Source organism: Ruegeria meonggei (assembly GCF_042768335.1).
Lineage (GTDB): Bacteria > Pseudomonadota > Alphaproteobacteria > Rhodobacterales > Rhodobacteraceae > Ruegeria > Ruegeria meonggei.
In genome coordinates, this window is the sequence record NZ_JAXHBT010000001.1 from 2,846,182 (window position 1) to 2,870,470 (window position 24,289).

The following is a 24,289-nucleotide window of genomic DNA, read 5'->3' on the forward strand; positions in this document are numbered from 1 at the left end:
TAAAACAAACCTTACAGGGGCATTATGGCAAGGATTGCCTATATTCTGTTATGTCACAAAGACCCCGACGCCATCATTGCTCAGGCCGAGCAACTGACTGCCGCCGGGGACTGCATGGCCATTCACTTTGATGCACGCGCTGATGCGAAGGCCTATGACCGCATGCGCCACGCATTGAAGGACAACCCCAACGTCACCTTTGCAGCCAAGCGTATCAAGTGCGGTTGGGGAGAGTGGTCTTTGGTGCAGGCCACCCTGAACGCCGTACAAGCAGCCGTTGACGCGTTTCCACGCGCGACGCATTTCTACATGCTGTCGGGCGATTGCATGGCGATCAAGACCGCCGAATATGCCCATTGGTTTCTGGACGAAAACGACAAGGATTTTGTCGAAAGTCACGATTTTTTCGCCAGCAACTGGATCAAGACCGGCATGAAGAAAGACCGGCTGATCTATCGTCATTTCTTCAATGAACGCACCCAAAGCAAACTGTTCTACACCGCGTTCGAAATGCAGAAGCGTTTTGGCCTTACACGTGACATACCGGCCGATCTTCAGATCATGATCGGCAGTCAATGGTGGTGCCTGCGCCGCCGTACGGTCGAAATGATCCTGGATTTCCTGCAACAACGTCCGGATGTGGTGCGGTTTTTTTCGACCACATGGATTCCGGACGAGACGTTCTTTCAAACCCTCGTCCGGCACCTGATCCCAAAGCAAGAGATTGAAAATCGGACGCCCACATTCCTGATGTTCTCGGATTACGGGATGCCGGTTTCGTTTTACAACGACCACTACGACCTGCTGCTGGGTCAGGATTACCTGTTTGCCCGCAAGATCAGCCCCGAGGCGCATGAGTTGAAGGAGCGGCTTGGCAAGCTTTATGCCAGTGAAGGGGTCGCGTTCAAAATCTCGGATGAGGGACGCAACCTGTTTGGATTCCTGACCGGGCGAGGACGGGTTGGTCGCCGTTTCGGCCAGCGCTTCTGGGAGGCCGGGAATACGCTGGGCCCGGAACGTGAGGTCTATCTGATCGTCTGTAAGAAATGGCACGTCGCCAAACGGCTGGTGGATCAGATCGTCTCTGAGACGGATATTCCGTGTGTCGAATACCTGTTCAACGAAGAGGAAACGGCTCTGCCCGATTTGGGCGGGATCGAGACGACCTTGCTGAAACGGTCCCGGCACAGGCGCGCGGTGGTGCGGATGCTGTTTGACAGCTTTGACACCGACAAGTTGGTAATCTGCGTCGATCCTTCTGATCTGGAGGTCATTCAGGATTTCTGCGCCGATCAGGCCAAAACCCATATTCTTGAGATCGAGTGTGACTATTCAGACGACTACCTGATCGGACATGCCCGGCGGGTTGGGCTGGCCGGGGCACACAACCCGGCTGAGGCCGTGGCCCATCTGATCCCAACATTACGCAATTCGATGGCCTATGAATCCGAACTAATCCGGGGGGCCGGGTTTGACGGGTATCTGCGCATCCGCGAATCCAGCCCGCGCATCGAAAACGAAGCGGCCGTGGCCGAGTTTCTGGGCATCTCACAAGACCAGGCGCAGGCAATAATGCGACTGGAGTATCTGTTTGCGGATTGACCCGGCGACCTGGTGCGCCGCCGGGCCGATCGGTCAGATATCGAACTTAACGCCCTGCGCCAGCGGCAGCTCAGCGGAATAGTTCACCGTATTGGTCTGACGGCGCATATAGGCTTTCCACGCATCCGATCCGCTTTCACGCCCGCCACCGGTTTCCTTTTCACCGCCAAAGGCGCCCCCGATTTCGGCCCCCGAAGGTCCGATATTCACATTGGCGATGCCGCAATCCGATCCGGCTGCGGTCAGGAATTGTTCCGCCTCGCGCATATTCAGGGTGAACACGCAGGATGACAGGCCCTGAGGCACGTCGTTCTGCAACTCAAGCGCGTCGTCGAAGGTGTCATAGCCCATGACATACAGGATCGGAGCAAAGGTCTCGGTCTTTACCGTGGCAGTCTGACCGGGCATTTCCACAATGGCGGGCTGCATGTAGACACCGGCGGGCACGCCCTCGGTCACCCGGTCACCACCGGACACGGTGCCGCCTTCGGCCTTTGCGGCCTCCAGCGCTGCGGTCATCGCTGTGCCCGAGGCCTCATCCACCAGCGGGCCGATCAGCGTACCCTCGGTCAGCGGGTTACCGATGGGCAGACCAGCATATGCTTTTTTCAGACGGCTAACCAACTCTGACCGGATCGAGTTGTGCACTATCAGGCGACGCAGCGTGGTACAGCGCTGACCGGCGGTGCCGACGGCGGAAAAGACGATGGCGCGCACGGCCATTTCCAGATCAGCCGAGGGGCCAACGATCATCGCATTGTTGCCGCCCAGCTCAAGAATGCATTTGCCGAAACGCTGGGCCACAATAGGGGCCACAGCGCGGCCCATGCGGGTTGATCCGGTGGCCGAGATCACCGGCACGTCCTCGCTGGCCACCAGCGCCTCGCCCAGCGCGGCACCGCCGATCAGGGTCTGCAACAGATTGTCAGGCGCGTCCCCGAACCGGGCCAGCGCGCGTTCAAAAATCTTCTGGCAAGCCATCGCGGTCAGGGGCGATTTCTCGGACGGTTTCCAGATCACCGGATCACCGCAGACCAGCGCAATCGCCGCGTTCCACGACCAGACAGCGACCGGAAAGTTAAAAGCCGAGATCACGCCGACCGGACCAGCCGGGTGCCAGGTTTCCATCATCCGATGGCCGGGACGTTCGGACGCAATGGTCAGACCATATAGCTGGCGTGACAGGCCGACGGCGAAATCGCAGATGTCGATCATCTCCTGCACTTCGCCCAGACCTTCGGATGTGATTTTGCCAGCCTCCCAACTGACCAGCGCACCCAGATCGTCCTTGGCGGCGCGCAGTTCTTCGCCCAACAGGCGGATCAACTCACCCCGACGCGGGGCGGGCACAACGCGCCAGGCTTTGAACGCCGCTTTGGCCCGAACAAAGATGGCGTCCATCTCAGATACCGGTGATTCATGCACCTCGGCCAGCAGGCTGCCATCGATGGGCGAATGCACGGCCAGTGTACCGCCGGTCAGTTCGGGCGATGTCAGGTCTAGATTTGCAAGTGTGGTTTGTGCAGTCATCACGATGTCTTTCATATCTCAGGCCGCCTTGTTCTGTTCGGTTACGTCGCCAGCACGATAGAGCCGGCCAAATTCGGTATTCAGGAAATCCGCAAGCGTCACCTGTTCCTGCCGGACAAACCCTGTGCTGGGCAGACCACCGGTCCGCATCAGATCGACCACACCCAGAACGCCAGCGGCGGTGGTGACCTGAATGGCGCTCCAGACCTGACCGTTGAGCGTGCGGGCGAAGGACTTGTTGATCAGGGATTTCTCGCGCAGCGCGCCGTCGATCCTGCCCTTGGCGGTGCAATAGACCAGAACCACATCCTGATCCGTGCGCGGCAGGGCGGCTTCAAAGATGTCCTTCAGCAGATCACGGCGATGTTCCAGCCCAAGATCCTTGAGCAGCAGTTTCAGGATATCGCAATGACCCGGATACCGGATCGAGCGGTAGGACACTGCCTGCGCTTTGCCCTCAAGAGTTTCGGGCAGCGTACCCAAGCCACCGGAGGTGTTGAAACACTCATACTCGACCCCGTCATGGCCAAGTACCTCGTAATCCTCCAGCGGCGCGGTCTTTACACGCTGGCCGTTCACAATGGCATCACAGGGGTTGCAGTATTCGTTGATCAGCCCATCAGTCGACCAGGTCAGGTTGTATTTCAATGCGTTGGTCGGATAGAGCGGCAGCGCGCCGACCCGCATATGCAGGCTGTCGAGCTCATCAAACTCGGCCGCCAGCGACGCGCCGGCGATACCAACAAACCCAGGCGCCAGACCGCATTGCGGCATAAAGGCGGTTTTACTGTCTGCTGCCAGTTCGCGCACGGCGTTCGTGGCCGCAACGTCTTCGGTCAGGTCAAAGTAATGCGCGCCAGCGATTTTGGCGGCCCTGGCGATGTTCGGTGTCAGAAAGAACGGAGCCGCCGAAATGACCGCGTCAAAGCCAGCCATCCCCTGTGCCATTTCATGGTCGTCACTCACGTCGATCTGGCGGGTCGCAATCCCTTGCCTGTTCAACACCGACAAAGCCTGCAAATCTCGGTCGGCAACCGTGACCGAATAGTTCGATGATGCATGCAACAGGCTGGCGATCATCTGACCGATCTTGCCTGCGCCAATGACACAAATGTTCCAGCTCAAAACAGGTCTCCTCTTTCCTTTCAAAAAGTATGAGGCCGCGCCTGTTCGAACCGCAGGGGCAATCTTGACGAAATCACCGATTTTTCCGTCATGTTGACGAAATAGTTGTCAAATAGTCAGATCAAGTGATCTGCACCATGCGTCGGCCACCGCCTCGGACCTGGGTGCGGCGCTGGTGACCTGCATCTGATCCTGCGCTTGTTTCGCCGTGGCAACCACCGCCCGCATAACCATCGCATCCATCCGACCGATACAACCGATGCGAAAACTCTCAACGTTCGTCAGCTTGCCCGGATAGATGATAAACCCCTGATCCTTCATCACATCGTGGAACTGGCCAAAGTTGAAATTCGGATCTGCCGGGCAGAAGCACGTCACAATGATGGGTGACAGCCATTCATTCGATAGCAGGGTTCCAAACCCAGTGTCCGCATCCCGGAAACCATGACATCGCGGTTCTCAGTATGCGGGCTCCGCGCCCGGCGGCGCAACCACACGGGTCGGAGGGGTAAAGCGCCACTGGCTGGTTTTCTGCATCGCGTCCCACTGCGCATGCAGATCCAGGCTCACCTTCGATGAATTCGTTGACCGAGGACACCAGCGCCTCAACCGCGAAATTGCCCGAGCCCTGTCAGAAACCTGTGATCAAGGCCGGACCGCAGGCCGCACAGCGCGGGCAATGTCAGGTTGCCCCGCCCAGCATGTACCAATGGATCAAGTCTCGGCGGTTAGGCCTTCGGTCGACAGATCATCCAGCTTGGGCATCAGGCGCAGCAACTCGCTTGCGTAATCCGTCTGCGGATTGGCAAACAGGTCGTTGGTGGCCTGAAGTTCGACCACTTTGCCCTGCTTCATCACCGCCACCCGGTCGCACATCTGACGCACCACCGGCAGGTCGTGGCTGATGAACAAAAGGGTCAGGCCCAGATGTTCCTGCAAATCCTTCAGGATGTTCAGAATCTGCGCCTGAATGGACACGTCCAGTGCGCTGGTCGGTTCGTCGCAGATCAGGAACCGCGGCTGCGTGGCCAGGGCGCGCGCGATTGAGATCCGCTGCCGCTGCCCGCCTGAAAACTCATGCGGGTACTTTGTTCCGGCAACGTGGCCCAGCCCGACCTGATCCAGCAACTCATCAACGCGGCGCTTGATATCAGCCCCGTCCATCAGCCGGTGATGGCGGATCGGCTCGGCCACAATATCGTCCACCCGCATCCGGGGGTTGAGCGAAGAAAACGGGTCCTGAAAGATCATCTGAATGTTCTTGCGATACGCATCCAGCGCGGCGCGGTTGGTCAGATCGCTGACCACCTGGCCTTCAAACGTGATGGTGCCACCATCCACCGGATACAGCCCCGCAATCATCCGCGCGATGGTGGATTTCCCCGAGCCGGATTCGCCCACGACGCCAAAAACTTCGCCTGCCCGAATATCAAAGCTGACTTCGTCCACGGCGGTGAAATAGGTCCGGTCCCAGGGCAGCAATCCGCGACGTTGCAGGAATTTCTTTGTCAGGTTGCGGATCTCAAACACCGGTTTTGAAGTGTCATTGTCCACCTTGGGCCAATGGCGCGCCATGTCTTCGATGGCAAAGCGGGTCTCGCGCCCGCCATAGCTGATCTGCGGAAAGCGGTGCAGTTTCAGCGTCGGACGGGGCACGGCGGCGATCAGCGATTTGGTGTATTCGTGGCTGGGCTGGCCCATCACCTGCGCGGTTGGGCCGGTTTCGACCACCTTGCCAGCATACATCACCGTTACCTTGTCGGTGGTATCTGCAATCACACCCATGTCGTGGGTGATCAGGATGACCCCAACCTGCCGTTCCTGCGCCAGTTCCTTGATCAGGTCCAGAATCTGCGCCTGAACTGAGACATCCAGCGCGGTGGTCGGCTCATCCGCGATGATCACATCGGGTTCGGTACACAGCGCCAGCGCAATCACCACACGCTGCCGCATCCCGCCCGAGAACTGGTGCGGGTATTGATCCAGCCGGGTATCCGGGTCGGGAATACCAACCCGGTCAATCAGGTCACGAGCCCGTTGGTTCGCCTCGGCGTCAGAGCCTCCCAGATGGGCCTGAATGGTCTCGGTCAACTGCTCGCGTACCGTGAACAATGGGTTCAGAGAGGTCAGCGGGTCCTGAAAGATCATCGAGATCTTCTTGCCTCGCAATCCGCGCATCGCCTCGGCGTCCAACCCGCTGATCTGGTCTCCGCTCAGCCGGATCATGCCGCTGGCTATGCGCCCGGGCCGGTCCAGCAGACCCATGATCGCGGCGCCGATGGTCGACTTGCCAGCACCGGATTCGCCCACCAGACCGTGGATTTCACCGGGTTCAACCGACAGGTCGACATGATCCACGGCCGTAAACAACTGGCGGCGCGTGGGAAATTCGACCGTCAGGTCGTTGATTGTCAGAAGGCTCATGAGATCACCGCAGCTTGGGGTTCAGCGCATCGCGCAGCCAGTCGCCCAGCAGGTTAACAGACAAGGCCAGCGCCAAAAGCGTGCAGGACGGGAAGAACAGAATCCACCATTCCCCCGAGAACAAAAACCCCTGCCCGATCCGGATCAGCGTACCCAGAGACGGCTGGGTTGGCGGCGCCCCGACGCCCAGAAAACTAAGCGTCGCCTCGGCAATAATGGCCAGCGCCAGCGAGATCGTGGCGATCACCAGAACCGGGCTGAGTACATTGGGCAGGATGTGACGGAACATGATCGGGATCGACCCGCGCCCGATCAGACGCGCGGCTTGCACGTATTCCTTGTTCTTTTCCACCAGTGCCGCGCCGCGCACGACGCGTGCAAACTGCACCCAGTCCGACAGGGCAATGGCGATGATCAGCACATAGATCGCCATCTCATTGCGGTATTCGGGCGGGGTTACGCCTTTGGCGATACCAAAGATCAGCATGGCGACCAGAATGGCGGGAAAGGTCAACTGCACATCGGCGATCCGCATGATCAGGGTCTCGACCCAACCGCCGAAATAGGCTGCAACCAGCCCCAGGATCACACCGATGATCATCGCCAAAAGCACCGCCGAGGCGCCAACAAACAGCGAAATACGCATCCCATACAGGATGGTCGAAAACACATCGCGCCCCTGATCGTCGGTGCCCAGCAGGAAGCTCTCTTGTGTGAAGGCATTTGGCGTACCCGGGGGCGTAAACCCGTTCATCAGGTTCAGGGTTACCGGATCAAACGGGTTATGCGGAGCAATCAGCGGTGCAAAGATCGCTGCCAATACCAAAAGCACAACAACGGCTGAGGCCACAATTGCCACCGGCGAATGGCGGAACGACCACGCAAAATCGCTGTCCCAGAATTTGGCAAAGCGTGATTGCTCGGGGGTCTTGGGGGATTCGATGGTGTCAGTCATGTGGCCCTCGCGTCGACGCGCAGGCGCGGGTCAATGGCATAATAAAGAAGATCGACAATCAGATTGATCGACACGAACATGACCGAGATCAACATCAGATACGCAGCCATGACGGGGATATCGACAAACTGGATCGCGTTGATGAACAGCAGACCTACGCCCGGCCACTGGAACACCGTCTCGGTGATGATGGCAAAGGCGATGATCGAGCCCAGCTGCAGTCCGGTAATGGTGATCACCGGAACCAATGTGTTCTTCAGCGCATGGCGAAAGTTGATCACCCGGTCGGACAGCCCACGGGCGCGGGCAAAACGCACGTAATCGGCCCGCATGACCTCAAGCATTTCCGACCGCACCAGTCGCATGATCAGCGTCATCTGATACAGGCCCAGCGTAATCGCCGGAAGGATCAGCGCCTTCAGCCCCGAGGTTGTCAGGAACCCCGTAGACCAACTGCCAATCATAACGGTCTCGCCCCTCCCAAAGCTGGGGAGAACGCCAAGCTCAATCGAGAAGACGTAAATCAGCAATATCCCGATCAGGAAGGTCGGCAGGGACACTCCAAGCAGGGACACGGTCATGATGACATTCGCAGCCACCCCTTGTCGTCGGATCGCCGTAAAGACGCCCAGCGCAATGCCCATGGTGATGGCCAGAAAGCCCGAGACAAAAGCCAGCTCAAGCGTGGCGGGAGCCCGTTCGATCAGGATCGTCGAGACCGGACGCCCCTGTCGGTACGAGACGCCAAAGTCGCCCTGCACAGCGCCCTTGAGGAACTTGAAATACTGCACCGGGAATGGTTGATCCAGGCCAAGCTCTGTCCGCAGGCGGTCGATATCGGCCTGCGTCCGTTCCTGGCCCAGCATGTTGTCGATCGGATCACCGACAAAGCGGAACATCGAAAAGGCAACCAAACCCACGACCAAAAGCACGATCACGGATTGGAACATCCTTCGGACAATATAAGCGAACATTCGTTTTCCTCGTTGATCGGCCTCTCTAGGCCGCGCGTGATCAGATGGTCAAGGTATCGCTAACACTCTGGCCTTTAGTTCACAGTCACCCAGCGCAGCAAAAAGAAGTTATCCGGGCGCTGCGTCAGATCAACCGTGCTGCGCGTACCCCAGACCAAAGGCTGCACATACATCGGAACATAGACTTGTTCGTCCTGAATGATCTGCGCGACCTCATCCAGCATGGCCTGCCGGTTACCCGCATCCAGTTCCGACTGGATCACCGGCAGCAATTCATCCACCCGCGCGTTCGAGAAGCCACCGAAGTTCCAGCTGCCCAGCTTCTTTTCCTCATTCGGAGTGGCAACCAGAAAGCGCACAGGGTGTTCGGCATCAAAAGTGCCCGGGCTCCAGCCCAGCAGGTACATATCGTACTTGTCCTCGCGCAGCTCGGGCCAGTAGTTGCGCACGGGCATGGCGTCCAGCTCTGCCGTGATCCCGATCTGCGCCAGCATGCTGACAACCGCCTGACAGACCGCTTCGTCATTCAGATAGCGGTCATTGGGGCATTTCAGCCCGAAGGAAAACCCATCCGCATACCCGGCCTCGGCCAACAGCGCCTTGGCGACCTCGACGTCAAAAGCGGGGCGGTCTGCATTGGCCTGAGAATAGCCGCTCATCGCTGGGCTGACCAGTTGCGAGGCAGACTCGGCATTGCCGCGCATGATGGTGGCCAGAATAGCGTCTACATTGACCGCCTGCGCCACGGCTTTTCGCACGCGCGGGTCACGGAACGGGTTCGGCTTACCCGCATCGTCGGTGTATTTCAAAACCTCGGCCTGATGATCGAACCCCAGCATGATCACGCGGGCCTCGATACCTTGAATGACCTCGACATCACCGCTTTGCTGCAGGCGCGCCACATCCTGAATGGGCACCGGGTTGATCATATCGACATCGCCCGACAACAGCGCCGCCACGGCGGTGGCTGGGTTCTGGATCGGAGTGAACTCGGCGCTGGTGATGTTGTGCTCGGCCTGATCCCACCAGCCGTCAAAGGGTTCTAGCACCGTGCGCAAACCGGGCTCGCGGGCGGTGACCTTGAAGGCACCGGTGCCATTGGCGTTCAGCGTCGCGTAGTTCCCGGTTTCCTTGTCGGGTACAACGGCATCGTTGGCCTCGGTCCAGCCCTGATCCATGATCATCCAGTTGGCGATCGAGGACGGGAACAACGGGTTCGGGGCGGTGGTCATGAAATCGACAGTATAGTCGTCGACCACGATCACCTCGCTGATGGGTGCAAACCAGCTACGGGTATCCGCCGCCTCGCCCGAGGCGCGCTGATAGCTGAACAACACGTCCTGCGCATCAAAGCTGCTGCCGTCGTGGAACGTCACACCCTCGCGCAGCTTGAACCGCCAGCCTTCGCCGTCACCAATCGTCTCCCAGCTGACAGCCAGCGCGGGTTCAACACTCATGTTTTTGTCGCGGCGCACCAGACCTTCGTAGACGTTGTTCAAGAACCCCAGAACAGGGGCCGAGTTGACGGCGTGCGGGTCCATCGTTTGCGGGTCGGTGGTCGAGGCCCATTTGAATTCAGCGGCCTGGACGCTGGTGGCGGCCAGCACGGCCAGAGCAAAGGCACTGTTCCTGAGAATCATGGCGAAATCTCCCTGTATGTCCCGCAACGGGTGGTGCACCAAACCATAGCGCAAAAGGCAGGGCGCTATACACGCGCCCTGCCAAATCACCGATCTGAATGACTTAATTCAGAGTGAAGTACTTGATCTTGGGCAAATCCTCGGGCTCGACCACGGTGCCGACGTTCGACTTCATACCCCAGTTCAGCACCTGATGGTGGATCGGAATATACAGCTGTTCGTCCTGCACCACCTGCCAGATTTCGGCGATCTGCTTATCGCGCTCAGGCAGGTTGGTTTCCGAGGCCAGCGCCACGATCTTCGCATCCAGATCCGGGTTGGAATAGCGTGTGCCGTTCCATGATCCATATTTCTCACCTTTGGTGTGAGTCAGGAAGTTGAAGATGTATTCCGAGTCGTAGGTCGGAACACCCCAGCCCAGCATGTAGAAATCGGTTTCCAGGTTGTTGATCAGCGGGAAATGCTGCGCCTTGGGTTTGGCATCCAGATTAACGGTGATGCCGATCTGCGCCAGCATACCGACGGCAGCCTGACAGATCGCCTCATCGTTGACATAACGGTCGTTCGGGCAATCAAGCTGGATCGAGAACCCATCCGGATACCCCGCCTCAGCCATCAGCGCCTTGGCCCCTTCGATATCGGTGCTGGACGAGCTGTCCATGCCTTCGTCCCAACCATTCACAAAAGGCGGCGCGATCATGCCTGCCGGGGCCGACTGGCCGCGCATCACAACCTGTTTAATCGCATCGCGATTGATCGCCTTGGACATGGCTTGACGCACACGCACATCTGACAACGGGTTCTTGCCGTCGACATTGTCATTGGCCAAATCCGCATCGCCCATGTTCATGCCAAAGAAGATGACCCGGTTCTGCGGCGCGGTGCGCACGTCCAGACCGTCGGAACCCGCAACCCGCTCGAGGTCTTGTACGGGCACGTCCTGAATAAAGTCGACCTCGCCTGACAACAGTGCCGCAACGCGGGTGGCGGCGTTCTGGATCGGGGTGTAGATCACCTCGGTCACCTGCAGCGGGAACTCACCCTGTCCCCAATAGTTTTCATTGGCCGCCAGAACAGTTTTCACGTCCGGTTCGCGGCTAACCAGCTTGTAGGGGCCGGTGCCATTGGCGTTCTTGGCTGCGAATGTATCTTCGCCACCCTCATAATCCTGCACCTTGACGGCGTTGTTCGCTTCGGCCCAGCCTTTATCCATCATGAACATGTTGGTCAGGTTGTTGGGCATGATCGGGTTCGGACCATCGGTTTCGATCTCAACCGTGTATTTGTCCGGTGCGCGCACCTCTTTGACCGAGGCCAGCAGTTCCTTGTAGTCGCTGTCCGGCGTCATCGCCCGGTTCAGCGAGAACACAACGTCTTCGCTGTCAAACTCGGCACCGTCATGGAAGGTCACGCCTTCACGCAACTTGAACACCCAAATGTTCGGGTTTTCCTCGGACGGGGCCCATTCGGTGGCCAGCGAGGGCACAAGCGCGCCGGAATGGTCGCGCATCACCAGCGTTTCCATGATCTGGTGCGCCAGCGCCGATGTCGGACCTTCGTTCTGAGCATGCGGGTCCAGCGTCAGCGAGTTGCCCGCACGCGCCCAGCGCAGAGTTTCAGCAGATGCACCCGTGGCCATCAACGCGGTGGCGCTGGCAGCCATCATCAAGTTTCTTAGGATCATTATAGTCTCCCCTGTTTTTTGTATGCACCGTCGGTTTTGGACGGCGGGCCGCTTTTTGCGGCCATGGTGAACCTGATCATCCAGATCATTTTGCCAGTTGCAACATTAGATTGTGCTCACCCGCCCCGACCCAAGGGAAAGTCGGCTGGAAACGTCACATATCAGACGGGTAAAGACGTTAATCCAGTATGACCGAGCGCTGATGCGGATCCTGCGGAAAGACGCGACCCGATTGCACGCATTGCATAATATGCACGAACACCTTGCCGGCGTCTCCGCCGCGTTTTTTGGCGCCAAAATACTTGTGCCCGGTCGGCGTGTCATAGCGTGTGTTGACGTCATCGCAATCGACCTGAAACACGTTACGCGGGGTGCGGTCGATGTTTTCCGGCCCCGTATGCCCCAACCGGCGTGAGGCCACCTTGTTCCTGAGGTTCGCCGCCTTGCTGGCCCGCAACGCCAGATCGTCAGAAGCGTAATAAACCACCACATTGCGCGAGGCATGGCTGACCAGAACACCCGGCTCGTCCTCGTGCACGGTCTCATTTACCACGTCCGCGGCCACCATGAATGTATTGCGGAACAGCAGCGGCACACCGGAGGCCAGATCATACCGGTCCCAGGCGATCAGAGTCTGCCGCAGCACCCGGTTGCCCATCGAATGGGCCAGAAGGTTGATCCGTTTCAGACAGGGCGCAACATCGGGCTCGTTATCGGCGCTGTTACGCCACTCCATGAACCGCTCCAGCACCCGGGCAAAGGAAAACCCGCTTTGGTCTGCGGATTTCTGATCGTCCCAGTATTTCTGCACGATGCCCTCTTCGGCGTCACTGGGCCAAATCAGGGGCAGCACCAGAACTTCGTTTGGATTGGCCGCATCACACAGCCTTTGCAGCTCGGCCGTGGTTTCGAACACGTCCTCGGGCAGATTGTTGAACCCGTGCAGATACAGCAGAATCTGCCGGCGTTGGCTGTCACGCACCCGGCGCAGCAGTTCCTTGCTGGTAATTTCGGTATGGTGCTCGTCCGGACCTTTTTCGCAATAAAAGACCGAATTGGACGGCGCGTTGTTGTTCAGATCAAAGGTAAACCGGCGCCCGCGGCGCGTGCGGATGCTTTGGGTTGGAAATCGGTTGGTGATGAAAAGCATGTGAAATCTCCGGGCTGAAAATGAGGCACTGGATACCTCCAGAGTATCAATCCGGGGAGGCGCTGTCAGCAATCGGCTGCGGTCATTGGTCAGACGGCACCCGCGCCTCGTCCAGAATGGCCGGGCCAGTGGGCAGGTTCAGCGCATGCGTCACCGGGTTTGACCGGGCGATGATCCGGCCTTTGCGCACCACGGCCAGACGATGGGCACGCAACCGGATCGCCTCGATCCTGTCGGTCGCCTGCAACAGCACAAAATTCGCGTCACACCCTTTGGCCACGCCATAGCCCTGCAGCCCCATGATCCGGGCCGAGTTTTCGGTCACGGCATCGAAACACCAGGCCATATCGGCGCGGCTGGACAGTTGCCCAACATGCAACCCCATAAAGGCCACGTCCAGCATGTCGGCGTTGCCCAGCGAATACCACGGATCCATCACGCAATCCGAGCCGAAGCCGACCGTGATCCCTGCATCGCGCAACTCGCGCACACGGGTCTGGCCACGGCGTTTGGGATAGCTGTCGTGTCGGCCCTGCAGCATGATGTTGATCAGCGGGTTGGGGATGGCGTGCACCCCGGCCTCGACCATCAGCGGAATCAATTTCGAGACGTAATAGTTGTCCATCGAATGCATCGAGGTCAGGTGCGATCCGGCCACCCGGCCCTGCAGTCCAAGACGCTGCGTCTCATAGGCCAGCGTTTCGATATGGCGGCTCAGCGGGTCGTCGCTTTCATCGCAATGCATATCGACCATCAGACCACGCTCAGCGGCTATTTCACATAACAGACGCACGGATTCTGCCCCATCATCCATGGTGCGTTCGAAATGCGGAATACCGCCCACCACGTCGACACCCATATCTAGTGCCCGAATCGTGTTCTGCATCGCGGTCGGATCACGCAGAACACCGTCCTGCGGGAAGGCGACCAATTGCAGGTCCAGGTAGTCTTTCACCTGATTGCGTACCTGCAGCAGAGCCTGCACGCCCTTGAGTTCATCATCGCAGGTGTCCACATGGCTGCGGATCGCGCCGATCCCCTTGGCAACGGCCAACTCACAGTAACGCAGCGCGCGGGCGACGATGTCATCTACTGACTGGATCGGCTTTAGCTCGCCCCACAAGGCGATGCCTTCCAGCAAGGTGCCAGAGACATTCATGCGTGGCGTCCCCAGCGACAGGGTGGCATCCATGTGGAAATGCGGATCAACGAAGGGCGGGGATACCAGTTGGCCCTCAGCATCGATGACCTCGGCGGCTTCGGCTGTGATCCCGGCCTCGACCGCAGTGATCTTGCCATCCTTGCAGGCGATGTCCGCTTTGGTCTGGCCGTCGGGCAGAGTGGCATTTTTGATGAGCAGATCAAGCATGATTAGCGTTGGCCTTTGAACCAAGGGGTGAGCAATGCACGCGGATAGTCTGCCGAGCGCGCCGCAATCACAAGGGCGATGATCGACAGAATATAGGGCGCCATCAGGAACACCTGCCCTGGCACCAGCGCACCGATCTCGGTCTGTAGACGCACTTGCAGGGCGTCGAAGGCCCCAAACAGCAACGCACCCAGCAAGGCCTTGCCCGGCCGCCAGCTGGCAAAGATCACCAGCGCAATACAGACCCAGCCACGCCCATTGACCATGCCGAAGAAAAACGCATCAAAGGCGCTCATGGTCAGGAATGCCCCGCCCAGCGCCATCAGCGCTGATCCCACGGTGATCGCGCCCATCCGCAGTGCATAGACCGACAGGCCCTGCGCATCGACACTGTCGGGATTGTCGCCGACAGCCTTTATCGCCACGCCTAGCGCTGTTCGGTTCATCACATACCACACCACCGCGACCAGCAGCAGGGCCAGCCAGGTCAATGCGGTTTGCTGGAACAAAACAGACCCTAAAAATGGCAAATCTGACAGGATCGGCAGGTCCAGTGGCTGAAACGGCTCGATCCGCGGCGGCGAGGATACGTTTGGCAACGCCGTGCGATAGGTGAAATAGCTGACCGAGGTTGCAAACAGCGTGATCCCCAGCCCCGAGACGTGCTGCGACAGGCCCAGCGGCACGGTCAGGATCGCATGTAACAGGCCGAAAAACGCACCCGCAAGTGCCGCCACCAACACGCCACCCCACAGCCCAGCGCCCAGCCAGACCGCCATCCAGCCGCACATGGCGCCGACGACAAAGATCCCCTCGATCCCCAGGTTCAACACCCCCGCCCGCTCGCAGATCAACGCGCCCAGCACGCCAAAGATCAGTGGCGTGGCGATACGCAGGGACGCAGCCCAGAAACTCTCGGACAACAGGATGTTGAGTATGTCCATCATGAGGCGGCCCTCGTGGTACTGGACCGAACGATCCGGTAACGGGCGACAAAGCCGCCGACCAGCACGCACAGCAAAGACATTGAAACCACCAGATCGGCCAGAAAGGACGACACGCCCATGGCGCGGCTCATGCTGTCCGCGCCCACAAAGACCGAAGCGATGAACAGCGCGGCAATCACCACACCCACCGGCGACAAGCCCGCCAGCATGGCCACAACGATGCCGGTATAGCCAAATCCGGGCGACAGATCGGCGGTCAAATAGCCTTTGAGCCCCGCCACTTCGCTGACCCCCGCCAGACCGGCCAGACCACCCGACAGGATGGCGACACCAAACAGGGACCGCTTCACGTTGATCCCGGCATGGCGCGCAGCGGCGGCGTTTTCACCTACCGCCCGCAACCGAAACCCCCAGACCGAGCGCGCCAGCATAAACTGAGCCAATCCGGCCAGTATCAGAGCCAAAATCAGCCCGGAATGCACCCGCAGCCGCTCCATCAACGGGGGCAGCATGCCTTGATCCAGAACCGGCGCCGATTGTGGCCAGCCCAAGCTCATCGGGTCCTGCAAAGGCCCTTCCAGCATCATCTGCACAAAGATCAGAATGATAAAGTTCAGCAGCAGCGTGGTTACAACCTCATCCGCGCCGAACCGCGTTTTCAGATAGGTAGGGGCGACCATCCCCGCAGCGCCAGCGGCCGCGCCCAGAATCACGATCAGCGGCAACAGGAGAATACCGGGCACATCCAGCACCCCGGACCCGATGGCTACGGCAGCCATTGCCCCCAGATATAGCTGCCCCTCTGCCCCTATATTCCACAGCTTTGCCTGGAACGCCAAAGCGGCAGCCAGACCGGTAAAGATCAGCGGCGTGGCACGGGTCAACACTTCGGAAAACGCAAAAACAGAGCCAAACACACCGCGAAACATCTCGGCATAAGCCACGATTGGGTTAGCCCCGGCGGCCAGCAACGGGATGGCGGCCAAGGCCAGCGCAATCACTGCTGACAGGATCGGAACACCCAGCGCGAAGGTCCGCGATTGCGTCTCGCGCGGTTCAATACGGATCATGCCGGTTCTCCTGCCATCATCAGTCCGATCTGTTCCCGATCGCGGCCAGGGGCTTCGTGCAGTTCTCCGTCGCGGATCACGACGATCCGGTCGGCAAGGCCCAGAATCTCGTCCAGATCTTCCGAGATCAACACAACACCAGCCCCGCGTTCACGCGCCTCAAGCAAGCGCCGCCCGACCTCGGCCGCCGCGCCCATGTCCAGCCCGCGTGTTGGTTGATTGGCCAGGATCAGACGGGGGGCGCGGTCGAATACGCGCGCCAGAATGAGTTTCTGAATATTACCACCCGACAGCAGCCGTGCCGGGGCGTCCACACCCGGGCCGCGGACATCATAGCCTTTGGCCAGACGTTCGGCGTTGGACTGAATCGCCTCATGCCGCAACAGACCGCGCGATTGCACGCCCGGGTCATCCAGATATTCGATAACCATGTTTTCGGCCACGCTCATCGCGCCGACAATACCTTCGTGGTGGCGATCTTCGGGAATACGACCCACACCTGCGTGCACCATCGCGGCTGGGGTCGGCGCGTCAATTTCCACCTCATTGACCTTAATCAGACCCCGTTCAGCTTGCGCCAACCCCGAGATCACGTTGGCCAGCCCGCTCTGCCCGTTGCCCGAAACCCCGGCGATCCCCAGAATTTCATGCGCGTGAACGGTCAGATCAACCGCGCTCAGCGTATCCCGTTTGGACCGACCCGAGACCGAGACCCCAGACAGGGTCAGAACCGGTGAGCCCGGCGCGATTCTGGTGCTCGCAAGTTCGGGCGTTTCCGCACCAACCATCATCCGCGCTATGGATGTTTCGTCCGCCTCAGATGTCGCCATTTCACCGACAAGGTGCCCATGGCGCAGCACTGCGATGCGGTCGGAAAAGGCCAGGACCTCACGCAGTTTGTGGCTGATGAAGATGACCGACAGCCCTTCATTCGTCATCATCCGAATGTTCTCGAACAGCGTGTCAGCCTCTTGCGGGGTCAGCACCGCCGTGGGTTCGTCCAGCACCAGAATACGAGCCCGCCGATACAGCGCCTTGAGAATCTCAACCCGCTGACGTTCGCCAACAGACAACCGCCCAACAGGTGTATCCAGCGGCGCGTTCAATCCGCTTTGGGCTATGATCGCCTCGATCTTCTTGCGGGCCTCACGCCGGTTCCGGCGCAACGCAAACAAAGGTTCCGACCCCAACGTGATATTGTCCAGGGCCGAAATATTCTCGGCCAGCGTAAAATGCTGGTGCACCATGCCAACGCCCGCACCCAGCGCCACTTGCGGCTGGCCCAGCGGCAGCGGTTGCAGCTCGCCAGCCTCATCCGCCACTTCGATGGTGCCCGCATCGGGCAGGTAGTGCCCAAATAGCATATTCATCAGCGTAGTCTTGCCCGCGCCGTTTTCGCCTAGCAGCGCCAGCACCTCACCCCGGTTCAGGGTCAGGCTGACGTCGTCATTGGCTACGACCGAGCCGAAACGCTTGCTCAGCCCATTGAGCTTGAGAACTATGGAATCAGTCATGGGAAAAGCGGGCCGGCACAGGAGCCGACCCGATTGCAATCAATTGTCCGAGACCGGGCGGTCGTCATTTACGTTAACCCGGTACAGACCTTCAAGGATTTCGGTTTGCCGGGCATTGACCGCCTCAAGAACCTCGGCCGGAACCAGCGCTTCGTCCAGAACCATCGATCCACCGCCATAGCCCATAAAGCTGTACTGGCCGTAATCAGACGCCTCAAACGATCCGTCGGCCACGTTCGAGATGGCCTTGTCGATCGTAGGCTCCATATGCCAAAGGGCCGAGGCCATGATAGTGCCTGGGTAATCGCCGGACGTGTCGATCACGTTGCCCACGGCCTTCACACCACGCTCAACCGCCGCGTCCGAGACGCCAAAGCGTTCGGCATACATAATGTCTGCACCCGCATCCATCATCGCGATGGCGCTTTCCTTGGCCTTTGGCGGGTCGTACCAGCTGTCGATGAAGGTCACCAGAAAGGTGACATCCGGGTTCACTTCGCGCGCACCTTCCATGAACGCGTTCATCAACCGGTTCACTTCAGGGATCGCATAGCCACCGACCATACCGATCACGTTGGATTCGGTGGCTGCACCAGCCACCATGCCGGTCAGGTAGGACGGTTCATGAATCCAGTTGTCAAAAACCGAGAAATTGGGTCCGACCGGACCAAAGGACGAGCCCATCAGAAAGGCGGTGTCGGGATAGTCTTTCGCCACTTTGCGCGCGGCGCGCTCCAGACCAAAAACCTCACCTACGACCAACTGCGCGCCTTGTTCGGCATATTCGCGCATCACCCGTTCATAATCCGTGTTGGCCACGTTTTCCGAGAACACATATTCGATGTCTCCGCGATCGGCCGCAGTGTTCAGCGCCAAATGGATGCGGCTGATCCATTGCTGTTCCACCGGCAATGTGTAAATCGCAGCAACCTTGACCGTTTCGGCAGCAGCCAGCCCGGCGGAGTATAGTGTTGAGGCGGCAGCAACCGCAGCCAGCAGCACTCGACGTGTTAATCTGTTTTGGGTCATCACTCTCTCCTGTTTTGCAGGATGCGAGCATTTTTTTACTATTTAGTCAAATTTTTTGATCCACGGCGATGGCGTCCAAGAGGGCCTCAGCCGCTTTTTGAGCAAGCCTTAGGACACAACAACCCTGTGAAAACCCGCGAGTTCCACCATCGGCATCAATGGCAGATACTTATTAAAGTACGCCTTGGCACCAGGCAGCCGACCAATAAAGGTTTGCCGCACCTCGTGTTGCCAGATTTTGTCACTTACATAGCCGGGGTCGTAGACATGGGTGACAATCACAGCATCCGGATAAAGATCCAGAAAGGCCTCAAGCACCTTTTCTCCACCGCGCATGCCCACCAACCAATAGTGAACAATTGCGATCTTCACGACGCTTAGCCTTTTGCCCCCTGGCCCCGCGCATATATGTCTTCATAGCGAACGATATCATCTTCGCCGACATAAGCACCGGTCTGCACTTCGATCAGGACCATTGGAACCTTACCCGGGTTTTCCATCCGGTGGACCGCGCCCAGCGGGATGTATACCGACTGATTTTCGGTCACCAACTGCTGCGTGTCGTCAATCGTCACACTGGCGGTGCCTTCAACAACGATCCAATGTTCAGACCGGTGGAAATGGCTCTGCAAGCTCAGCGACGCACCGGGGTGAACCACAATCCGTTTCACCTGGAACCTGTCACCGACCACAAGGCTTTCAAACCAGCCCCACGGGCGGTGGTCCTTGGGGAAAGTCGTCGCTTGAGCCGCGCCCTTTTCCTTCAATGCGGAAACAGCTTTCTTAACGTCCTGGGCCCGCGATGTATCGGCAACCAGAACCGCGTCGTTCATCGCCACGGCAATGATGTTGTCCAAACCGATACCAACTACTTCCAGTTGGTCGCTATCCGACCGCAAGAGCGTGTTGTGGCAGTCAATTGCGGTCGCGCCACCGCTGGTCACCACGCCCTGCGCGTCCGGCTCACTTTCGCGCCAGACCGCATCCCAGCCGCCCAGATCTGACCATGCGGCATCAAACGGAACCACCGACAGATTTGTGGCTTTCTCCATGACGGCGTAATCGATCGAGATATCCTCGGCCTGCCCCCAAGGTTCGGGGTTCAGGCGCAGGAACCCAAGGTCCGCGGTTGCGGTTTCAACCGCTGCGGTGACCGGCTCAATCAGTTCGGGCGCATGTGTCTTAAAGGCCGCGATGATTTCACTGGCGCGGAACAGGAAGATCCCCGCATTCCATTTAAAGGTTCCGGCCGCCAGCATCTCGGTCGCGCGGGGCAGGTCTGGCTTTTCGACAAATTGCTTTAGTGGAACAGGCGAGCCGTTTTCATCCGGCGTATTTGCGAGCTCAAGATACCCATAGGCGGTCTCGGCATGGGTTGGCATGATCCCAAACGTCACCAGTTGCCCCTGTGCAACCGCGTCCAGACCACGCGCTACTGCCGCTTGAAACGCAGCGGCATCCGGAACAACGTGGTCCGACGGCGCAATCAAAAGAACGGCATCCTTGTCCTCGTGATACGCACGCAGCGCAGCGGCCAGAACGGCCGGAGCCGTATTGCGCCCTTCGGGTTCAATGATGATCGTCCCCGGATCAATCCCAATAGCCTGAAGCTGTTCCACAACGATGAACCGAAAATCCGAGTTGGTCAGCACAACCGGCGCGGCAAAACTCAGATCTCCGGTTTTGCCCGACAGCCGTCGTGCGGATGCCTGAAACAGAGTTTCTTCCCCTACCAATGGCACGAATTGCTTGGGATAGCTTTTGCGGGACAAAGGCCAAAGGCGCGTACCGGAACCTCCGCAGAGGAGAACTGGAGTGATCAACATATTGGGCTCGAAATCTGTTCAACTTTAACTTGGTCCTATTGAATGTGAGTTACAGTGACAAGTCCAAGACTGAAATCAACCAGAAAAAGAGCTTTTTTGCTGCTACCTCAGCAGGATAAATGTTTCTTTTCGTGCGGGGCAGAATGCGTCCCGAGGGTGTGAAAAATAACTAAATAACAGAAACTTGGGGCTTGAGAGAATGGCAACAGTCCAAAATCACGGGCGTGCCGTCAGAAACCTCGGCTCGTTTCCGTCAAGACATACCGCACTCAGCACACCTGTCGCATAAGCACCTGTATCCACCGCGATGCGCCCCCTTGTGGCACCTGCCTGACCAACGATGGTATGCCCGTAAACCACCCAAACTCCATCGCGCCGATCGACTTTTTGAAATGACGGGTGTCCCCAAACCAGCGATGTATCGGATTGCTGGGCTGGATCTGAATTAGGATCCGCGCCCGCATGGGTGACCAGCACATTGCCAGAAGACCAGGACGTCTTCAGCCCCTGCACCCATTGACATAGAACGTCCCCCATCGCGTCCAGCAATGCATCCCGGCAGCCTCGCAATTCTGATTTGCTCATCTCTGCCCTGGCGCTCCGCACACCAAATGAGGCCAAAGTTTGCAGCCCGCCATAGCGCAGCCATCGCGGTCCGTAGGCCTCGGGGCTTTCGAGGAACCGCAACAGCATCTCCTCATGGTTGCCCCTCAAACAGGTGAATTCCGGACGCGCACTGATCAAGCGCAGCACCTCTGCGCTGTGTTCGCCGCGATCAACGCAATCACCAACCAGAATAACTTGATGATCCTCTGGCACTTGGACCAACAGCATCTCAAGCTGAGCTATACAGCCGTGCACGTCACCAATCACACAGATGGGATTATCCGGGGCAGGCGTCAAAAAAACAGAACGGCGTCCGAAGAGGTTAGGGAGAGATGGCAGCACGCTGCAATGACCTTCCGAGTGATTTTCCCGAAGTCGCTATCGAAATGGATCACAGAGTGATACCTGTGACGGTTGGTCCGGGCAAGCCTGTCTTCAGGCTGTTTGGCAGGCTGGTACGCCCATTTGGATGATCTCAGACCCTTTGATCCGGTAGACTCCTGTGACCCGATTGCGCCCTTTGTCCATGAACCATGATTTAAGGGGTTCCGGGTAGTAGTCCGCCATAACCCGGCTGAAATAGTCAAAGTCTTTCTGAGACAGTCGTCGCCCGCCGCGGGACGGTCCGTGAAATCCAAATATCGTATTCGGGTCCACACATGTACCTGGCAGTCCGAGAAACATCGTACAGGTTGAAAAGCGCACCCGTCCTTGAATCCGGACCTGCACACCGTTGCGTTCCAGGTTTTCAAGCTCCAACAGACGGTCATGTAAATATCCACCCCTGTCATTGCCGACCACGAGATACCGTGGGGTCTGTGCCCCAATATTTGTCGAATACATCATTGCCGCAACGGCCAGCAGGTACATCACCAACCGCCGGGGGATCCTCGGGCAATTGACCGAATACACCTCATCCCTGGCCTGCATCTCTTTAACTCCGATTCCAGTGGTTCTGGATCAGGGCTAAAGAAACGGCATGCCTGCGCTAAGCGCGGCATGGGGAAAATTTGGTCTTAAACCGATGTTTTAAATCGTAATTTTACTAAATGGACCAATGTGAAAACTTCGTTTGCACCACTTCTGCGCCAGTCATCCTATTGGCGCTATATGTCGGTGACAGTGCGATCGACGACTATGTTTTGGAATTTCTTTTGGGTCGAGGTTCGGGTTAGAGGACTTCATAGCGGATGATGAGCGCCGCCTACTCTCGGCCATTCGAAATCTCTATGCCGGCGTTCTCTTGCTGTGCAAGCAAGTCCTGTGGAACGCTTCGCCGGAAGGTTCTGAAGGGTCTTTGATATACAAGGATCTGGTCCCAGAAAAACAGGAAAACGGGTCAGTGCTGATGAAGCCGAAGAAGGCGCATCGCAACACAATTGACCGTCGCCAGATTGAGGAACGGTTCAAATCTTTGGACTTGGAGTTGGATTGGGCGCGATTGACGTCGCTTGCGAACATTCGAAATGACGCGGAGCACCTCTTCCTCAAACCATCATTTGCCGTGGCGCCTTGGGCCGTCGTTGCTGCAGGTAACTTGTTATAGATCGCTTCTTGATTGAACTGACCGTTTGTCCAGCCAGCTATTCGTGTAGCGAATTCGGCGTAAACGGCGGTCGGAATGATGTGATGTATTTGCACAGAGGAAGTCATCGGTCAGCAGCCCCGTCAGTAAGATCTTGATGCTATTTTTGAGAATATTGAGGTTTCAGTGCTCTTCGGCGCGCCAAAATTTGTAACCTTTGATCTTTTGAGCTTTGAACTCAGCGTGCATTTCGTCGACATTAAAAGCGGCAAGGAAAGATACCTTTTCTCTCGCCAAAAATGGTGCCCCTCTGCAGCTTCTCTTCTTAAGATCAAATTTCGCGACGATGGCGGATCAAGCTCCATTCGCTCTGACGTTTTCGCTCCTGAAAACTGCCAGGCCATCCCAACGCTGGACAATTCATCGTTGACCGTATCGAGATGCTTGGTCACGTTCAAAAAAAATATAGGGCATCGGGTTTCGACCCATCCTTGTATACGGCTTCGATCGGGATGATCTGATGCACGCCCGGATCAAAGTCCTCCAAGATCTGTCGCACCCTGTCTGTGATGATGCGCACCCCGTTTCTGGCCGAAAAAATGTCCGGCAGTTTTTTCGGCTTTCTTGGAAAACAACACGTGTTCTGGCGCCTCACCTGGTTCTAAACGACGATTGCCTTGATGAAAAACGGTCGGAACATCCTTCGCGATCTTTCCTGCGTCATATTTTTCCTCCCAACCAGGCAAATCGAAGCCTTGTAGATAAGGTGCTGTTGAAGGATATTGGCAAACGTAAGCGATGTGTTTCCTCTTGCAGTTCGTGTTGTTTCACATGTGCTTCCGAAGCACTAACTTGAAAAGCGTGCGCATAGGTGCAGATCGCGCTTTACGTCAGATAGAAAGATCAAAGCCATCTCACAAAAAATTTAGGTAAGTTCTCTTTCTTCATTGGGCTATCGTAGTACCTCAAAATACATACTCAGGATGTTCGGATAGTTTCTTCTCCAATGCATCCTCGCATCGCTCCTGAAAGGCAGCATCCCCTTCAGGATCAGAAACGTTCAAATGCGCGTATGGGTTGCGCCTTGCACATGCTGTATGCGAACGGCGGCTTTGCCGAAACCCTTAGAGTGTCATTTCACCCCGTCCCGTATGGTTGTCCGTTACCGCCGCCGTGGCCACAAGCCCAATTCGCTCCTATTGCTTCCAGCGCCATCAGCGCCAACGCAAAGAACCACCCGATGGTTGTGTGTAAAATACTGATATTATACGTTTTATTTTGATTGAGGGAGCTGGATTTGGCCTTTGCCAAACTATCGT

The 24,289-nt window shown here is 57.8% G+C and carries 21 protein-coding genes; 2 read left to right on the top strand and 19 right to left on the bottom strand.

Going from position 1 to position 24,289, the window contains the following annotated elements; translation table 11 throughout:
- The first annotated feature begins 24 nt into the window (after positions 1–24).
- Positions 25–1,602 carry a DUF5928 domain-containing protein gene (locus SJY13_RS14090; RefSeq protein ID WP_377191615.1) on the top strand — a complete coding sequence of 526 codons (1,578 nt, stop codon included), beginning with the start codon at positions 25–27 and terminating at the stop codon, positions 1,600–1,602.
- Positions 1,603–1,635: 33 nt separating this feature from the next.
- Here SJY13_RS14090 and amaB read toward each other — a convergent pair whose 3' ends face one another.
- The 18 genes from amaB to SJY13_RS14180 form a co-directional block, all read right to left on the bottom strand.
- The gene (gene amaB / locus SJY13_RS14095; RefSeq protein WP_377193655.1) at positions 1,636–3,132 is read right to left on the bottom strand and encodes an L-piperidine-6-carboxylate dehydrogenase; all 1,497 of its coding nucleotides are present in this window, start codon (positions 3,130–3,132) and stop codon (positions 1,636–1,638) included.
- A gap of 18 nt (positions 3,133–3,150) precedes the next feature.
- Positions 3,151–4,257: a saccharopine dehydrogenase family protein gene (locus tag SJY13_RS14100; protein ID WP_377191617.1), complete on the bottom strand. Its 1,107-nt coding sequence runs from the start codon at positions 4,255–4,257 to the stop codon at positions 3,151–3,153.
- 108 nt (positions 4,258–4,365) lie between these two features.
- Positions 4,366–4,635, bottom strand: a complete 270-nt coding sequence (locus SJY13_RS14105) for a hypothetical protein (RefSeq protein WP_377191619.1) — start codon at positions 4,633–4,635, stop codon at positions 4,366–4,368.
- Positions 4,636–4,971: 336 nt separating this feature from the next.
- The gene (locus SJY13_RS14110; protein WP_377191621.1) at positions 4,972–6,681 is read right to left on the bottom strand and encodes an ABC transporter ATP-binding protein; all 1,710 of its coding nucleotides are present in this window, start codon (positions 6,679–6,681) and stop codon (positions 4,972–4,974) included.
- Between the two features lie 4 nt (positions 6,682–6,685).
- Positions 6,686–7,636, bottom strand: coding sequence for an ABC transporter permease (locus SJY13_RS14115; RefSeq protein ID WP_377191623.1), 951 nt, complete (start codon positions 7,634–7,636; stop codon positions 6,686–6,688).
- Entirely contained in the window at positions 7,633–8,610 is a 978-nt protein-coding gene (locus SJY13_RS14120) for an ABC transporter permease (RefSeq protein WP_085823508.1), read from the bottom strand. Before SJY13_RS14120 ends, SJY13_RS14115 begins: the two co-directional genes overlap by 4 nt.
- 74 nt (positions 8,611–8,684) lie before the next feature.
- The gene (locus SJY13_RS14125) at positions 8,685–10,250 is read right to left on the bottom strand and encodes an ABC transporter substrate-binding protein (RefSeq protein WP_377191625.1); all 1,566 of its coding nucleotides are present in this window, start codon (positions 10,248–10,250) and stop codon (positions 8,685–8,687) included.
- A gap of 103 nt (positions 10,251–10,353) precedes the next feature.
- On the bottom strand, positions 10,354–11,934 hold the full coding sequence (locus tag SJY13_RS14130; protein WP_377191627.1) for an ABC transporter substrate-binding protein: 1,581 nt from the start codon (positions 11,932–11,934) through the stop codon (positions 10,354–10,356).
- 178 nt (positions 11,935–12,112) lie between these two features.
- Positions 12,113–13,084, bottom strand: coding sequence for an alpha/beta hydrolase (locus SJY13_RS14135; protein ID WP_377191629.1), 972 nt, complete (start codon positions 13,082–13,084; stop codon positions 12,113–12,115).
- A gap of 82 nt (positions 13,085–13,166) precedes the next feature.
- On the bottom strand, positions 13,167–14,453 hold the full coding sequence (locus tag SJY13_RS14140; RefSeq protein ID WP_377191631.1) for an amidohydrolase family protein: 1,287 nt from the start codon (positions 14,451–14,453) through the stop codon (positions 13,167–13,169).
- A gap of 2 nt (positions 14,454–14,455) precedes the next feature.
- Positions 14,456–15,397 (bottom strand): ABC transporter permease, encoded by a 942-nt coding sequence (locus tag SJY13_RS14145; protein ID WP_085823504.1) that lies wholly within the window; start codon positions 15,395–15,397, stop codon positions 14,456–14,458.
- A complete protein-coding gene (locus SJY13_RS14150) occupies positions 15,397–16,467 on the bottom strand; it encodes an ABC transporter permease (RefSeq protein ID WP_377193657.1) in 1,071 nt (356 codons plus the stop codon). The genes SJY13_RS14145 and SJY13_RS14150 overlap by 1 nt, the downstream gene beginning before the upstream one ends.
- On the bottom strand, positions 16,467–17,984 hold the full coding sequence (locus SJY13_RS14155) for an ABC transporter ATP-binding protein (RefSeq protein WP_377191633.1): 1,518 nt from the start codon (positions 17,982–17,984) through the stop codon (positions 16,467–16,469). The genes SJY13_RS14150 and SJY13_RS14155 overlap by 1 nt, the downstream gene beginning before the upstream one ends.
- Before the next feature lie 39 nt (positions 17,985–18,023).
- The gene (locus SJY13_RS14160) at positions 18,024–19,013 is read right to left on the bottom strand and encodes a BMP family protein (protein ID WP_377191635.1); all 990 of its coding nucleotides are present in this window, start codon (positions 19,011–19,013) and stop codon (positions 18,024–18,026) included.
- Between the two features lie 108 nt (positions 19,014–19,121).
- Positions 19,122–19,385, bottom strand: coding sequence for a hypothetical protein (locus SJY13_RS14165; RefSeq protein ID WP_377191637.1), 264 nt, complete (start codon positions 19,383–19,385; stop codon positions 19,122–19,124).
- 5 nt (positions 19,386–19,390) lie between these two features.
- Complete coding sequence (locus SJY13_RS14170; RefSeq protein WP_377191639.1) at positions 19,391–20,839, bottom strand: mannose-1-phosphate guanylyltransferase/mannose-6-phosphate isomerase; 1,449 nt, start codon at positions 20,837–20,839, stop codon at positions 19,391–19,393.
- A 216-nt stretch (positions 20,840–21,055) separates the two neighbouring features.
- The gene (locus SJY13_RS14175) at positions 21,056–21,712 is read right to left on the bottom strand and encodes a metallophosphoesterase (RefSeq protein ID WP_377191641.1); all 657 of its coding nucleotides are present in this window, start codon (positions 21,710–21,712) and stop codon (positions 21,056–21,058) included.
- A gap of 168 nt (positions 21,713–21,880) precedes the next feature.
- Complete coding sequence (locus SJY13_RS14180; RefSeq protein ID WP_377191643.1) at positions 21,881–22,375, bottom strand: hypothetical protein; 495 nt, start codon at positions 22,373–22,375, stop codon at positions 21,881–21,883.
- 418 nt (positions 22,376–22,793) lie between these two features.
- Here SJY13_RS14180 and SJY13_RS14185 point away from each other — a divergent pair, with 418 nt between their 5' ends.
- Positions 22,794–22,991 carry a hypothetical protein gene (locus SJY13_RS14185; RefSeq protein WP_377191645.1) on the top strand — a complete coding sequence of 66 codons (198 nt, stop codon included), beginning with the start codon at positions 22,794–22,796 and terminating at the stop codon, positions 22,989–22,991.
- Positions 22,992–23,424: 433 nt separating this feature from the next.
- Here SJY13_RS14185 and SJY13_RS14190 read toward each other — a convergent pair whose 3' ends face one another.
- On the bottom strand, positions 23,425–23,625 hold the full coding sequence (locus tag SJY13_RS14190; protein ID WP_377191647.1) for an imm11 family protein: 201 nt from the start codon (positions 23,623–23,625) through the stop codon (positions 23,425–23,427).
- Positions 23,626–24,289 lie beyond the last annotated feature (664 nt).